This is a genomic window from Pseudoalteromonas sp. Z9A6 (genome assembly GCF_011378805.1).
Classification (GTDB): domain Bacteria; phylum Pseudomonadota; class Gammaproteobacteria; order Enterobacterales; family Alteromonadaceae; genus Pseudoalteromonas; species Pseudoalteromonas distincta.
Map to the genome: position 1 here is coordinate 17775 of NZ_WTKZ01000014.1, position 15183 is coordinate 32957.

Below are 15183 nucleotides of genomic sequence, written 5' to 3' on the forward strand. Positions count from 1 at the left end.
ATTATTTATGAAGCAGTTGGTTATAACTATTTTAGGGCAAGATCGCCCCGGTTTAGTCGAGAGCATCTCATCAGTCGTATTACAAAATCATGGCAACTGGCTAAGCAGTAACTTAAGCAATTTATTAGGTCATTTTGCAGGTATCATTCAACTTGAAGTTGCTGAGGAGCATTTTCAGTCATTACAAAGTGCTTTAAATAAGTTACCTAAGTTAGACGTTCGTATTGAAACCGGAAACACAGAGATTGAACCATCAACACTAGAGCAAATTAATCTAGTTATAACAGGTAACGATCGTCCAGGTATTGTTCAAGAGCTGGCAAGTGTAATACGCCATAAAGGCGCTAATATTACTCATTTAAATTCAAGACAACAAAGCGCACCTAATTGGGGAGTGCCTATTTTTAGCGCTGTTGCTACCGTTACTTTGCCAAATGGTATGGATAAAGACGAAGTTATTGAAGCATTGGAATCAATTACAAGTGATTTAATTGTAGATACAGAAGAAGTTTAACCTCCATTTATGCGTGCCATACAACTGACACGCATACCATTTTAGTCCATCAAAATGCTCTGCAGATTATTTAACGCAGACATAAAATAAGCCGATGCAAGCATCAGCTATTTTAAATAATCACCTTAAAGCTAATAAGAGCGAGATAAACTCAGTAATCCCGCTCTTTTATAAAGCTACATATCCATATGACGATTAGTACTTTGCATCATTTGCTTTATACCTTGCTTTTCAAGCTCTAGTATTTGTTGAAGCTTTTCTTGCCCACTTTGAGTTTCAGCGCGTTCAAGTAAGTATTCATATAACTCAATCACTTTTTGATGTTGCTCTGATAAGTAAGCTTGAATAACTTTCTCATCAAATTGCTGGTCTTTACTAATGTCTTCGAAAGTAATTAGCTCAGGATTTTTAGCAAAGTATTCATAACTGTACGTATCGAGCGTATTTATTTCAGTTATCGCTTTAAACCCGACTAAATCTTCGGCGAGTTTTTTTTCGTAATTTAGGTAGTAGTCCACCAGCATTGCATTATGTTCATCGAGTAAATCCTTTACGCTATAAAAATTAGCCGCCATTTGCGTATGAAACAAAACGGTCCAATCGTATACCTCTTTAATTGTTTTAACTTGCATGTGCATTCCTTACTTAGTTGACTGTATAGGTAATACACTGCGTAAAGCGTGCCAATTAAAAAGCCATTTAAAAACAGTTGGTTAATTTAAATATGAGTAATAACTAGCTCTTTAATAGAACAACTTACAAATTATAGGTAATTTTTATAGAGCAATGCGTGGGTAGTAACCGCACTGCTCTATCGTCTTGTTGCTTTACATTATTTAAGTCCTTGTTTGCGCCACAGTAGGTAAACCGCAGGAATAACAAGTAAGGTGAGTACAATTGCACTGCCCATACCGCCAACCATAGGTGCAGCTATTCGACTCATTACTTTGCTTCCGGTGCCTGTGCCATACAGCACAGGTAGCAAGCCAATAATAATTGTCGCGACAGTCATCATAACCGGGCGTACTCGAAGCCCTGCACCTTCAATAATAGCTTGCTGTAATTGCACTAAACTAAGTGGCTTATCTGCCTGCTCTGCTTCGATGCATTTTTCTTGATAGGCTTGGTTTAAATACACCAACATAATGACCCCAATTTCTACCGCTACCCCAGCTAAGGCAATAAAACCTACACCCACTGCAACTGAAAAGTTAAAGCCCTCTAAATACATTAGCCATACGCCACCAATCATTGCCAGTGGCAACGTAGCCATAATAATAGTGACCTCAGCAAAGCTTCTAAAATTAAGATAAAGCAACACAATAATAATCGCTAATGTAAGTGGTAATACATAAGTCAGTTTGTCTTTAGCGCGCTGCATGTATTCATACTGCCCAGCCCACGTAATTGAGTAGCCAGCAGGTAGTATTAGGTCCTTATCGAGCACTTGCTGAGCGTGCTCAACGTAAGTACCAATATCAACGCCATCTATATCAATAAAACTCCAACCGTTTAAACGTGCATTTTCGCTTTTTATACCAGGCGGTCCATCTTCAATAAATACATTGGCTACATCACCAAGTGCTATACGCTGCCCTGTAGGCGTTACAATGGGTAACAACATTAGCTCTTCTGGCGAGTCTCTGTATGCTTGCGGGTAACGCAAATTAACTGGGTAGCGCTCTTGCCCTTCTACGGTTTGAGTTACGTTTGTACCACCAATTGCAGTAGATACAACTTGCTGTATGTCGCTAATATTTAAGCTATAGCGCGCGGCTTTTTCACGATTTATATCTACTTTTATATAACGTCCACCGGCTACTCGCTCTGAGTAAACCGATGCAGTGCCTTGTAGATCTTTTAAAAGCACTTCTATTTGTTGACCAATTTTTTGAATTTCACTCAACTTTGGTCCCGCAACTTTAATGCCCACGGGAGTTTTAATACCGGTTGCGAGCATATCAATACGTGTTTTAATTGGCATTACCCACGCATTCGTCAACCCCGGAAACTTAACCAAACCGTCGAGTTCTTTTTTAAGTTTTTCAAGGGTCATACCATCGCGCCATTCATCTTTTGGTTTTAACTGAATAAACGTCTCTATCATTGTAAGCGGCGCAGGATCTGTTGCAGTTTCTGCTCGCCCAACTTTACCAAATACTGTTTTAACCTCGGGTACTGTGGCAATTAGCTTGTCGGTTTGCTGTAGTATTTCGCGCGCTTTACCTACCGATAAACCAGGATACGTTGTGGGCATATACATTAAGTCGCCCTCATCAAGTGGCGGAATAAATTCACTGCCTATTTTGTTTACCGGGTAAAAGCCAATAACAGAAACAACCACCGCGAGTACCAATGTCATTTTTGGAAATTTAAGCACCCAGTTAAGTAGTGGGCGATACGCTGCGACGAGTAATCGGTTAACTGGATTTTTTTGCTCCGAAATAACTTTACCTCTAATAAAGTAACCCATTAATACCGGCACCAAGGTAATCGCAAGCCCAGCAGACGCTGCCATAGCATAGGTTTTAGTGTAAGCCAGTGGCGCAAACATACGTCCTTCTTGCGCTTCTAAAATAAATACCGGCATAAAGCTGACGGTAATAATTAATAAACTAAAAAATAATGCAGGACCCACTTCACTCGCCGATTTAGCCACAACTTCCCAGCGGTTTTCGTTGGTAAGGGGCGTTTTTTCCATATGTTTGTGCATATTTTCAATCATGACGATAGCGCCGTCGGTCATTGCACCTATCGCTATTGCAATTCCTCCTAAAGACATAATGTTGGCGTTAATCCCCTGCCAATACATAATTATAAATGCCGTTAAAATCCCAAGCGGTAACGTAATAATCGCCACCAATGATGAGCGCACATGAAACAAAAACACCACACACACCAAAGCAACTACAATCAGCTCTTCAATTAGCTTACTTGTTAGATTATCTACCGCGTTATTAATTAAGTTGGAGCGATCGTACACAGGGATTATTTCAACGCCCTCTGGTAATCCCTTTTTAAGTGATTCTAATTTTGCTTTTACCAGCTCAATAGTTTTTTGTGCATTTTCGCCATAGCGCATAATAACAATGCCGCCGGTTACTTCGCCTTCGCCATTAAGCTCTGCAATACCACGGCGCATTTGCGGCCCGACTCTAATATCGGCTACATCACGCAATTGCAGCGCAGTACCATTAGCGTTTACACCAAGCGGAATAGCTTCTAGGTCGGCAACACTTTTAATGTAGCCTGTGCTTGTTACCATGTATTCAGCTTCAGCCATTTCAACTACCGAGGCGCCCATCTCTTGGTTGCCTTGTTGAATCGCCGTTTGAATAAGGCTAAGCGGGATACCATATGCACGTAATTTATCAGGCTCTACATTGACTTGGTATTGCTTAACCATGCCACCAACAGCAGCCACTTCAGATACACCGGGCACAGTTTGTAGCTCAAACTTTAAAAACCAATCTTGTAAGCTTCGTAGCTGACTAATATCGTGTTTATTTGTTTTATCAATTAGTGCGTATAAGTAAATCCAACCTACGCCTGTTGCATCAGGGCCAAGCTCTGGCGTAGCGCTATCGGGCAATCGGTTTGCTGCTTGGCTTAGGTATTCTTGTACTCGGCTACGCGCCCAATACAAATCAGTTTTTTCGTCAAAAATAACGTAAACGTACGAGTCACCAAAAAACGAAAAACCCCTTACAGTTTGTGCACCCGGCACAGAAAGCATTGCAGTGGTGAGCGGAAATGTAACTTGGTCTTGCACTACTTGCGGCGCTTGCCCCGGGTAAGTAGTTTTTATAATGACCTGAACATCAGATAAGTCAGGTAAGGCATCCACGGGCGTATTTTTTAGTGCAAACAATCCTCCACCCAGTAAAATTAATGTAAGCAACAACACAAAAAAGCGATTGCCAACAGACCAGCGAATAATGGCAGTTATCATAATGGCTCCTAGTGAGAACTATGTTGCATAGGTTGCATAGTAGAATGATCAATCAGCTCTGCGTTTTGCGCTTTAGTAATTACAAATTCATCATTAATAATGCTAAAAGTAAAATTAATATGCTGGGCATTTTCAAACTGAGTAATATCAATATCTGGCGCTAATACAAAGTCCATTGTGGCGGGTTCTCGATTCCATTTTTCAATGGCTTCTCGACTAATATTTATAATGCGATTTTGTGTATCTATGGCATTAATAGTGCCGTTAACCGTGGCGCTTTGTGGCTGCATATCCATGTTCATATTAGAGTCTGAACCAGAATCCGAGCTCATACCTGAGCTAATACCAGAACTAGGCATTTCCATTCGCTTAAAGTCAGAGCTTTTACTCGATTCAGAGTCTATTAAAAATTGCGCTGAAGTCACTACCGTGTCACCTGTCATTACACCTGACAAAATCACCGCTTCATTACTATTAATTTGCCCAACGTCGACTTCTACCGATTTAAAACGACCCTCACCTAATGCAATAACTACACGGTTTTGATGCTGCGTGCGAATTACCGCTTCTTTAGAGACTGTAAATTGCGCCTTACTCGCTTTAGCGTGAATGCTCACTTGTGCAAACATATTTGGTTTTAACCGATGATCTGCATTTTCAAACCTAAGCCTTACACGCAGAGTCCGGTTTTTAGCATCAAGCGCGGGGTAAATGTAATCAACCTTACCTTCCCACTTTTGACCTTTTAAGTAATCAAGCGTCATTGTAACGGGCAACCCAACACTCACTTGTTCTGATTGGCGCTCGAACACTTCCGCCTCTACCCAAATTTCATCAAGCTGGGCAATACTCATCATTGATGTGCCTGGTTTAACGTAAAAGCCTTCTCGTACTGTTAGCTCATCTACCACACCACTTTGCTTTGCGTAAAAAGTAATATTTTGCATTATCTTTTTATTTTTTTGTAAGCGCTCGATAAATCCATCAGACACATTTAACGACTCTAAACGCGCCTTTGCAGCCCGAATTAACACGGTATTATTACGATTAACCGCCAGTAAAAGCTCTTCCTGTGCGTTCACCAATTGTGGTGAATACAATGTATATAAAGGCTCACCGGCTTTAACTTCTGCGCCTTGTGCTTTAACATATAAACTTTCAATCCAGCCTTCTACACGCGGATGAATGTGAATAAGTTGGTCTTGGTTATATTGCACATAACCCACAGTATTTATATCGCTGTGAAGTGTTTTAAGCTCTACTTTGGCAGTTCTTACACCAAAGTTATTAACTACTGCAGGCGAAATAGTTACAGCACCTGGTCCATCCTGAGCGTTGCTAGCGTTTTCATACACAGGTACTAAATCCATTCCCATTGGCGAAAGCCCTGGCGTGTCACGCCTGTAATTACTATCCATAGGGGCTACCCAATATAAGGGCTGTTTGTCTGCGCTTTGTTGTTCATTCATTGCCGAGTTGCTAGGTAAAAACTGCATTACTAAGCCGCCTATTAACCCAAAGGCGCCTGCGCCAACTAAGGCGGCAACAAGTAACTTTAAATTAGTATTCATTGTGTAATTCTCCAGTTTGCTCGCTCATTACTTGGGGGTCTAAGCTACTTGCATAATAATTAAGGCGGGCGGTAATAATATGTTGATCTACTTGAATATTCAGTGCATCAATTTTGGCGTTAAGTTCACTAATGCGCGCGCGCATCACGTCAGAAAAATCCCCGTCGTCGCGTGTATAAGCATTTAGTGTTGCCTGAGATTGCTCTGACATTTGCGGTAATAACGTATTTTGATAAAGCGCATCGCGTTTTTGCAAACGAGCGAGTTGGCTAAACTCCTTAAAGTACATGCCTTTGAGTTTTTGAAGCGCCACCAGCTTTTGTGTTTTAGTAGCTTCTGCACTCGCAATAGCCGATTTAACCTGTTGATCTTGTCTGTTATCAGTAAACAATGGCAAATCAATACTAAACCCTACAGAGAGTAAATCAGCTCGCGACTCACCCATAGGGGTATCATCCCGGTAACCATAACCCACATTAACGCCCATCTGAGGTTTGTAGCTTTGCTTAGCGAGTGCAACTTCGGTTTGCTTTGCCGTTACGGTTTTATCTATCGCAATAATTGCGGGATGCGTCATAAGCAACTGTATTAGCTCATCAAATTCAAGGCTCGCAAAATCAACCAGCCCTGCGGTTTTAGTAAACTCAGTATTTAAAGGCTGCATAAGCATATTCATAGGTAACCACTGTGCTAAACGGTTTTTAGCACTTTCAAATTGCTGCTCAAGCATAACCAGCTTATCTTCAAGACGGGTGAGTTCTAATTGCGCACGAATAATATCTTGCTGACGTGTTTTACCTAAGGTGCTTGCGTAGCTTGCTTCGGTAATGTCAATAAGTTGAGTAAATAGCCCTTTATCTAGCTCAATTAAAGCAATACTTCGCTGAGCACGATACGCGTTTAACCACGACTCAATCACAATTGCTTTTACTTGTGCTAAGCGATCGGCGCGCTGCGAAGGGTATTGTTGAGCAGACTGTGCTAATGCTTTTTGTCTAAGCGCTAAACTATTCCCTCGGCTAAACTTTTGGCTCAAATCAACTTTAAGCTGCGTCATCCCTTCTTGATCAAACGCATAACCGTTAGTAGGTAAGTTGAGTAAGCCAACCGTTAAAACAGGATCGGGTAAGGTGCCAGCGGCAATGCTTTGCGCTATTGCTGCATCTTCTTGGTAGCCACTCGCTTTTAGCCATGGCTCATGCGTTAGCGCATAATTAAGCGCTTGCGTTAAGCTAAGCGTTTGCTCATTACTAGTTTGCTTTAGTGTTTCGGTATTTAGGTTATTTTGATTGTTTTGCGCATTAACGGCTGTGCTAAATAACACAACACTACATAATACGACTTTAATACTTACAGCGTGGTTCATCACCTGCTCCATCTAAAAATAAAAGAAAATCTTAAATTAGGAAGCAAAAAAGGTGTTTAGGAGTTACCAATAAACGGGGTTACCGCAATTTTTACATACACCTATCCTGCTATTAAGCAGACATAGGAGGGCGGTAGAGTGAACGAGGTATATTAATTTGTGTAGTAAATACACGTACATTTACTTTTTCAGATTCAAGTAAAGTAACGCTAAATAAAGTATCAACATTAAGCATTGAGTTAGCAGCGCAGCCACTCATAGGGCATTTACAGTCATTTTGTGGCGTACTTTCGTCGTCGCAACAATCCATCTGCATCATATTTTCAGACATGCTAGCAACAGCTGTTGCATCACTACTGTGTGTCATTGGCATTTGGGCATGCGTTGCTGTCTTAGTTGGCATATGTGGCATTTCGCATACCATAGCTACAGACGCAACTGCCTGACCCACAAAAGTGAGCAGTAAAGTTATCATGAGTAAACTAGAGTAAAAACGTTGCAACATTATGCCTTTTAATAAACTTTAAAATGATTGTAAGGTAACCTAACGGCAACCACAAATACTTTAATTATGTAGACTGCGGTTTAGCAGGTGTTTTAATTAAGTTACTCGCGATAATTGCAAATATACAATATGCGCTAAAATACCAAAACCCTTCACCAAATTGTGCATTCATAACAAGTAGCTCGCCACTTTTACCATGGGCGTTACCTGCTAAGTAAGTCACTATTAATGCAATAACAAATACATCAACCATGCTCCACTTACTTAATGCACAAATAACCAGACCGAGCTTTTGCTTAAACCCATTCAAAGGTAGGCAACAATAAAGCAATTGTAATAGCAGCTTCAAGCTTGGAATAACAATAGAAAACAACCCCACTAAAGCAGCTACAAATAAATTATTATTGCTAGCAAGCTCTTTAACTGTGCCTAAAATACTTTGTGTTTTGTTATAGGCGCTAATCTCGCCCTCTAACTTATCAAGCCCTAGCATATTCGAGAACATCATTAGCATGCTACGAGTCCGACCATCACCCTCTTCAGCAAGCATTTCAATGCCCGCTTGCGCTAATTTTGATTTATCTATGTTACCCTCTATTGTTAATACTGGTTTTGTAATACCAGGAAACAATAAACAAAGAGCAACCACTACACTTATAACCGACAACCAATTACGCATATTTATTCTGCTATTGCCTCAATAATGTCATCACTGTATAAAACAGCATCCAATAAAAAATTAAATATATCGCCAATATGCAGCTCTGAGTTTATGTTGGCCAAATGGACCATAGCTTCATCTATATTATCTAATTCAAACTCTTTTATAAGCGATAAACAGTTCCCTAAAATGCCGCTCTCTAATAGTAACGCATCAGATATTGCAGCATCTAAAGTAAACTCTTTAACTATGTCTTTTAATTCAGCATCTAAAATAGCATCAAGCACCGAGAACAAACCCACCAGATACCCTTGCCCGGTCAACTCTTTATTATTTTGCTCCAATATTAGCGACATAAATTGAGCCCGCGTTAAAGCAAGCTTAGTTAATTCGGTTGGTTTTTCGACCCCCAACTCACTAATTGCTAATACGCGAACAAATTGTCTTATTGTGTCCTCACCTAAATAAATAACCGCTTGTGAAATAGACGTAATGACTAAATTTGCTTTGCCTGAACGCGCGTTAGCTAGCTTTAAAACCCTCGCTGTTATGGCGACATCTCTGGCCACTCGTTGATGAACTTCTTTAAAGCAAAGTGTTTCTTTTGCTGTAAAACGCAATAGATCAAAAACGGTTAGCTTTGAAGGCTCTACACCTTTATACGTAATCATTTCTGGGCGAGAAAAAAAGAACCCCTGAAATAAATCGCAGCCAGCCAATTTTAATACATTAAATTGTTCATGCGTCTCTATTCGTTCAACAATTATTTTTGCATGTGGATTTGCGCGTTTTATTTTTTTAATGCGCATATTGGTTTTAATAACCGGATCATCTATCTCAATTTTTATGTAATCAACATGTGCTAACAGTGGCTCCCATTTTGTATCGCCATCGTAATCATCAAGTGCAAAAACATAGCCTTCTTTTTTAAGTTCTTGCACACGCTCAGCCACCACAGGAATATTACCCGTGCGCTCCACTATTTCAATAACACTATTTTCTGGCAATAAAAGTTTGGGGAAGTTATCGAGAATAGTTTCTGATGACAAGTTTATAAAAGCTAAATGATGTGCGGTAAGTCTATCTAAACCAACCAACATTAAAGCATTAAAAAACAGGCGGCTTGTCGCATGGACATCAGAAGTGCCTACAGGAAACGCATTATTGGCTGAGTCTCTATAAAGCAATTCGTACGAGAAAACATTCTGGTCTATATCAAAAATAGGTTGCCGCGCAACAAACTGAGTTATTTTTTGTACTTCATCAGGTATGTTATGTAATTTCACTTGGCTCTAAACCTATAAATAAAAGATGGCAAAACAGCCAATAATATGTGTACTTTAATGCAACACGCATAAGATAAATATAGTCGTCATTGCAAAAACGTTAAAATTACACAACACTAATATAAAAGGTAGAGATTTGACTAACTTTATTCGGTTATTAGTACTGAGCCCTCTGCTATTTGTATTTTTTAGCTATGCCAGCATTAATCCTACTCCCCTCAAATATAATGTTAGCGCGTCAGGGAGTCATTATCCATATTATACAAATGATCCAGAAAAGCCTGGCATATTACCCGAAATTATTGAAAAAGTACTCGATGATGCCAATATTTCAGCTTCTCATATCGACCTACCTACAAAGCGTATTACCAAATATTTACAAGATGAAATAATCGATTTTGATGTTATTTCATTAGAATGGCTCTCTAAGAGTGAGAGAAATGATCCTCGTTATGTTTTTTCAGAGCCGCTTATTTATGCCACAGAAATGATTGTTACCTTGCCTAAAAATGCCCAGCACTGGCAAAGCGCTGATAGCTTGAAGGGTAAAAATATAGGAACTGTACTAGGTTACTATTACTTTAATGACAATACCTTTGAGCGTGTTGACTTTCCATCCGAAAAAGAACTTATGACAGCCCTATCAAGAAACCGTGTAGAAGCTGCACTAGTAGGTAAGTTAACTGCGCTCTATTGGGCAAAGCAGTTAGGGATAAACATTGCCTTTGGCGCACAGCATTCCCATGGTTTTTTAAGAATTCGCTTATTGAGCAAACACAAAGAATTATTGCCCCAGATAAACCTAGCAATTAAAAACCTTCACGCTCAAGGATATATAAAAACTATTGAAGATAAGTATATGAGTAATATACCCACACAAAATTAAGGGACTAATGGCGCAGAGCTCGTGTTTTGGAGTACAATAGCAGCAAATGTTAACTCGACCAGAACTAGAAAGAGCCCCATGAGTATTGAAAAAGCCTTAATCGAACGTAGTAATAATCAATGTGAATTGTGTACAGCCACCGAGAACTTATCTGTTTATGAAGTACCACCGGTAACTGAAACCCACTCAGATAAATGTATTTACACGTGTCAAACATGTAAAGATCAAATCGAGAATAACAGCGAAATAACGCCTACGCATTGGCACTGTTTAAACGATAGCATGTGGAGCCAAACTCCTGCAGTACAAGTTGTAGCTTACAGAATGCTTTCGCGTTTAGCGCCTGATAATGGCTGGGCACAAGATGCGCTAGACATGATTTACCTTGAAGAAGATACGCTAACGTGGGCTAAAAAAGCACTTGCTGAAGATGACGATTTAAAGCATGTAGATAGCAACGGTGTAGTACTTCAAGCAGGCGATACTGTTACCCTAATTAAAGACTTAGACGTTAAAGGTAGTAGCCTTACAGCTAAACGCGGAACAGCTGTTCGTAATATTGGCCTAACCAGCAACCCTGAACATATTGAAGGGCGAGTTGACGGCCAGCGCATAGTTATTTTAACTAAGTTTGTTAAAAAATAATCGTTTGTTTTTAATTATTAAAGGCGCTAATGCGCCTTTTTTTATGTTTAAAATAAGTTAAGGAATGATTAAGTCACTAGGTAATACACTAGGAGGATAATATTGAGTAAGGATAACAAACATGGAAAAGCATCAAGCAGTACATTCACGTAAAAAAGCACTTACAGGACTTAGTTTATTAGCACTGAGCGCTTTTGCTATAACCGGTTGTGATCAACAAACAAAGCCGACTGAAAATACAGAGCAAGCAAAATCAATATCGACTCTAACTACTCAAGTTAGCTACAAAGATCGCAGTATGCTTCGCCCCGGTTCACAGTTAATAGTTACGCTTTCGGATGTATCTAAAATGGATGTAAAAGCAGATATAATAACCCAAGAAGTGATTGATATTACCCAAGCCCCACCATTTACTGTAGAGCTAACTTATGATGCCAGTAAAGTTAACGATAAACACCGCTATAGCCTAAGCGCCAGAATCATAAATAAAGACAAAGTACTTTACACAAGTACCACAAATAACGACCCATTTAGAGAATCACAGCTAACTGCCCCTTATAAAATTGAGCTTTCAAAAGTATCCGTTGAAAAGCCAGACGTAACGCTTACAAATACGTACTGGAAAGCAATAACAATAAATGCTCAAACAGTAAATGTTACAACTAAAGAGCCGTTTATTCAGTTCGACAAAGACTACCGTGTTAATGGCTTTTTAGGCTGTAATAATTTTAGCGGAAGTTATAGTACCGAGCAGCACACAATTACACTTAGTCAATTAGCGAGTACAAAAAAGATGTGTTCGGAGAATATGGACCAAGAAGCAGCTATGTCTAACGTACTTAACAATACTTCAAAGTGGGAAATTACAGGCGAGTCACTAAAACTTAAAAACAACAGCGGTAATACGCTTGCTACTTTTAACGCTGTTTATTTTAATTAATACCAAAGCATTAAACGCGACTTTTTAACACATCGGTTCAAGCTTTAAATAAAATGCCCAGCAAAGCTGGGCATTTTATCATTCATTGTAAGCGCTATTTAAAGCTACTCATCAACGAGTTGTTCACTTCTATAAAAACCACTTGGCTCACTTAACAAACCAACAAGTTCAGGCATTATTGCATCCATTGTTTGCTTTAGCTTCCATGGAGGGTTAATCACAATCATGCCAGATGCTGTCATGCCGTGTACGTCAGTATCCGCTTCAGTGCCTAATTCAAATAGCTGAATGTTGCGCATTCCTGAATCAATTAAGCCCTGCTCCATATTATCAATGCGTTCTCTATCAACAACCGGATACCAAATCATGTAAGTACCTGTAGCAAAACGCTGATGAGCTTTAACTAAGGTTTTTACAACCGTTTCGTAGTCATCTTTAATTTCGTACGGTGGGTCAATTAATACACACGCTCTGCGAGATGCTGGTGGTAATAAACCTACTAAGCCAGTAAAGCCATCTTCTCCGCGCACACGAATAGATCGCTTACCTTGCATGTTTTCTTCAAGTAATAATAAATCGCGCGGGTGCAGTTCAAAAAACCAGCCCTTATCTTGGCGGCGCAAGTAATGCTCTGCAATTTTTGGTGAACCTGGATAAAATGCAAGTTCGTCAGTGTCGTTAAATGACTTAATTAATTCAATGTACTCATTAAGCTCAGCATGTTCACTTTTATGTTGCCAAAGTTTTTTAATACCATCTTGATACTCTTGCGTTTTTTGCGCATCAGCAGCTGCCAGTTCAAAAAAGCCAGCACCTGAATGCGTGTCTATATAATCAAGCGGTTTATCTTTAATTGTTTGATAATTTAGTACTTGTGCCAGTACTAAATGTTTAAGTACATCGGCAGGATTACCCGCATGAAATGAGTGTCTGTAACTAAGCATTATTTATTTTCGCCATACGCAATTTAATATCGTAAGTGAACCATAAGCACTAGGCTTTGGCAACTTACACCAAGATAAGAGAGTGTTAAAGTGAACCATTTCTGAATGAAAAAGCTCATATGCTGAATTATCCCTTAACACAGAAGAAAAATCAGCTAAAACCACCGTAAATGCTGGCAAATCAACACACTTTGCTTTACATTTGCATGACATTAATTACAGTTATATGAGCGCCTTTATGAACAACACTACTCTTCAACAACTCGAACAACTGATCGATTCTTTAATCGAACGTAATAATCAATTACAAACAGATGTTGCTACTTTAAAAGAACAGAACACTAAACTAAGCGATGAAAACGAATTACTACAGCTTGAAGCTTTAGAAAATGAAGAAAAGCAAAAAGATGCCAGCACTACTTTATCTGGTCTTCTTGATAAATTACAAAGCGCACAACAGGCTAGCTAATGTCTGAGCTGCAAAACCAGCGGGTCACTGTTGAGTTGCTAGGTAAAGAGCAGCAATTTGCTTGCCCCGAAGGGCAGGAAGATGCATTAATAGCAGCAGCTAAAAATCTAAATGACTTAGTTGAGCAAATGAAACAACGCTCAACCGTTAGAAACGATCAAAAAGCCCTACTAATGGCAGCATTAAACTTAAGCCACGAATTGCTAGAAGCAAAAACACAGGCTACAGTTGAACAACAGCATCAAGACCAATTGATTGATAAACTCAGTCTGCATTTGGCAAATGACCCCAAACACCAAAAATAAAAAGCGCATACTGCGCTTTTTGTTTATTATTAAAGTAATTAAACCTCAGCGTAGAGATAATAAATGAAGTTAAAACTTTCAAACATAACCTCTTCATGTAAGCACTTACTATTGGCATGCACTTTACTATCAATAGCACCTAGCACCTACGCTGCCGTAACTTGGAATACAATAAACCCTCATATTCAGTTTTTAAAGCAACAAGACAAGCTTCGCTTCTACGACTCTAACCAAGTATTAATTGAAGGCGAAAAATGTGCCCTACTGGTTGATACGAGTGCCAATTTTGCTGCAGTTGAACAACTTGCTGAAGATTTAAAAAAACGCCTTAAAACACCTTTATGCTATTTGGTTGCCACGCATTACCATGACGATCACTTGCTAGGTATGGCGGTTATGCAAAATTTTTATCCTGATGCCAAGCTCGTTGTTCATCAGCAAGTAAATAAAAATTTTAGCCTTTACCAAACAGCATATACCGACAAACTAGACACCTATGAAAAGAGCATTGAGCTGAGCTACCAACGGTTAGCGAATGTACCCAAAGAAGAGCAAGCTAAATGGCGTGATAAGTTAAAGCTTGCAAAAAAGAGACTTTTTCGCTGGCAGGAGTATCAGCTTAGCAAACCCGAAATAGTAATTAATAGTCGTAAAATTATCGACCTTGGTGGTTTTGAGGTAACGCTTGAGCCGCAGCAAGCCCATACTAACGGTGATTTAACTATTACTACTAATAATGGCAGTGTGCTGATTGGTGGCGATATCGTTGACTGGCTTCCTTACCCTGGTCACGGCGAACTTAAAAGTTGGCAAACGTTGCTTAAGCAATATATTAACGACGAAAAGCTCACTATTATTATACCTGGCCACGGCGGCACATTAACAAAAGAGCAGCTGAAACAGCCGCTATCATTTTTAACAGCCATAACGGAGCATGTTAAAAACAATAAAGATCAAAGTATTGAGCAGTTAATGCTGTCGTTTCCTGAATCAGTTATTGAGCCTTATAAACAAGAAGCGCTTAATATAAAATCGAGTAACTTTTTTTTACAAGCAGGCCTAAATCGTGTAAAAAGCGCAGAATAACTCAACACAACGGATTGTGTTAAAATAATAAAAGGAATTTACAAAAGTGATCA

General features: G+C 39.4%; 15 protein-coding genes. 7 read left to right on the forward strand and 8 right to left on the reverse strand.

Annotated features, from left to right (window positions below; all coding sequences use genetic code 11):
• The first annotated feature begins 7 nt into the window (after nucleotides 1-7).
• Complete coding sequence (locus GQR53_RS07700; protein WP_165743418.1) at nucleotides 8-514, forward strand: ACT domain-containing protein; 507 nt, start codon at nucleotides 8-10, stop codon at nucleotides 512-514.
• 176 nt (nucleotides 515-690) lie between these two features.
• Here the strand turns inward: GQR53_RS07700 and GQR53_RS07705 are convergent, their stop codons facing one another.
• From GQR53_RS07705 to GQR53_RS07735, 7 genes are all read right to left on the reverse strand, one after another.
• The gene (locus GQR53_RS07705) at nucleotides 691-1146 is read right to left on the reverse strand and encodes a hypothetical protein (RefSeq protein ID WP_165743420.1); all 456 of its coding nucleotides are present in this window, start codon (nucleotides 1144-1146) and stop codon (nucleotides 691-693) included.
• Nucleotides 1147-1346: 200 nt separating this feature from the next.
• A complete protein-coding gene (locus GQR53_RS07710) occupies nucleotides 1347-4466 on the reverse strand; it encodes an efflux RND transporter permease subunit (protein ID WP_165743422.1) in 3120 nt (1039 codons plus the stop codon).
• Nucleotides 4467-4474: 8 nt separating this feature from the next.
• Nucleotides 4475-6037, reverse strand: a complete 1563-nt coding sequence (locus tag GQR53_RS07715) for an efflux RND transporter periplasmic adaptor subunit (RefSeq protein ID WP_165743424.1) — start codon at nucleotides 6035-6037, stop codon at nucleotides 4475-4477.
• Complete coding sequence (locus GQR53_RS07720; protein ID WP_165743426.1) at nucleotides 6027-7403, reverse strand: TolC family protein; 1377 nt, start codon at nucleotides 7401-7403, stop codon at nucleotides 6027-6029. The genes GQR53_RS07715 and GQR53_RS07720 overlap by 11 nt, the downstream gene beginning before the upstream one ends.
• Before the next feature lie 112 nt (nucleotides 7404-7515).
• Entirely contained in the window at nucleotides 7516-7878 is a 363-nt protein-coding gene (locus tag GQR53_RS07725; RefSeq protein ID WP_346774389.1) for a hypothetical protein, read from the reverse strand.
• A gap of 94 nt (nucleotides 7879-7972) precedes the next feature.
• The gene (locus GQR53_RS07730; protein ID WP_007586454.1) at nucleotides 7973-8587 is read right to left on the reverse strand and encodes a paraquat-inducible protein A; all 615 of its coding nucleotides are present in this window, start codon (nucleotides 8585-8587) and stop codon (nucleotides 7973-7975) included.
• Nucleotides 8588-8589: 2 nt separating this feature from the next.
• Nucleotides 8590-9855 (reverse strand): EAL domain-containing protein, encoded by a 1266-nt coding sequence (locus GQR53_RS07735; protein ID WP_165743428.1) that lies wholly within the window; start codon nucleotides 9853-9855, stop codon nucleotides 8590-8592.
• Between the two features lie 136 nt (nucleotides 9856-9991).
• Here GQR53_RS07735 and GQR53_RS07740 point away from each other — a divergent pair, with 136 nt between their 5' ends.
• The 3 genes from GQR53_RS07740 (at nucleotide 9992) to GQR53_RS07750 (ending at nucleotide 12326) form a co-directional block, all read left to right on the forward strand.
• Nucleotides 9992-10741, forward strand: coding sequence for a transporter substrate-binding domain-containing protein (locus GQR53_RS07740; RefSeq protein ID WP_165743431.1), 750 nt, complete (start codon nucleotides 9992-9994; stop codon nucleotides 10739-10741).
• A gap of 78 nt (nucleotides 10742-10819) precedes the next feature.
• On the forward strand, nucleotides 10820-11386 hold the full coding sequence (locus GQR53_RS07745; RefSeq protein ID WP_165743433.1) for an alkylphosphonate utilization protein: 567 nt from the start codon (nucleotides 10820-10822) through the stop codon (nucleotides 11384-11386).
• Nucleotides 11387-11507: 121 nt separating this feature from the next.
• Nucleotides 11508-12326, forward strand: coding sequence for an META domain-containing protein (locus GQR53_RS07750; RefSeq protein ID WP_165743435.1), 819 nt, complete (start codon nucleotides 11508-11510; stop codon nucleotides 12324-12326).
• 104 nt (nucleotides 12327-12430) lie between these two features.
• Here GQR53_RS07750 and rlmJ read toward each other — a convergent pair whose 3' ends face one another.
• Entirely contained in the window at nucleotides 12431-13270 is an 840-nt protein-coding gene (gene rlmJ / locus GQR53_RS07755) for a 23S rRNA (adenine(2030)-N(6))-methyltransferase RlmJ (RefSeq protein ID WP_165743437.1), read from the reverse strand.
• 238 nt (nucleotides 13271-13508) lie between these two features.
• On the opposite strand from rlmJ, the gene zapB reads away from it, so the two are divergent.
• From zapB to GQR53_RS07770, 3 genes are all read left to right on the forward strand, one after another.
• On the forward strand, nucleotides 13509-13739 hold the full coding sequence (zapB, locus tag GQR53_RS07760; RefSeq protein WP_002957855.1) for a cell division protein ZapB: 231 nt from the start codon (nucleotides 13509-13511) through the stop codon (nucleotides 13737-13739).
• Nucleotides 13739-14044 (forward strand): cell division protein ZapA, encoded by a 306-nt coding sequence (locus GQR53_RS07765; protein WP_024605605.1) that lies wholly within the window; start codon nucleotides 13739-13741, stop codon nucleotides 14042-14044. The genes zapB and GQR53_RS07765 overlap by 1 nt, the downstream gene beginning before the upstream one ends.
• Nucleotides 14045-14107: 63 nt before the next feature.
• On the forward strand, nucleotides 14108-15130 hold the full coding sequence (locus GQR53_RS07770; protein ID WP_165743440.1) for an MBL fold metallo-hydrolase: 1023 nt from the start codon (nucleotides 14108-14110) through the stop codon (nucleotides 15128-15130).
• The last annotated feature ends 53 nt before the right edge of the window (nucleotides 15131-15183 follow it).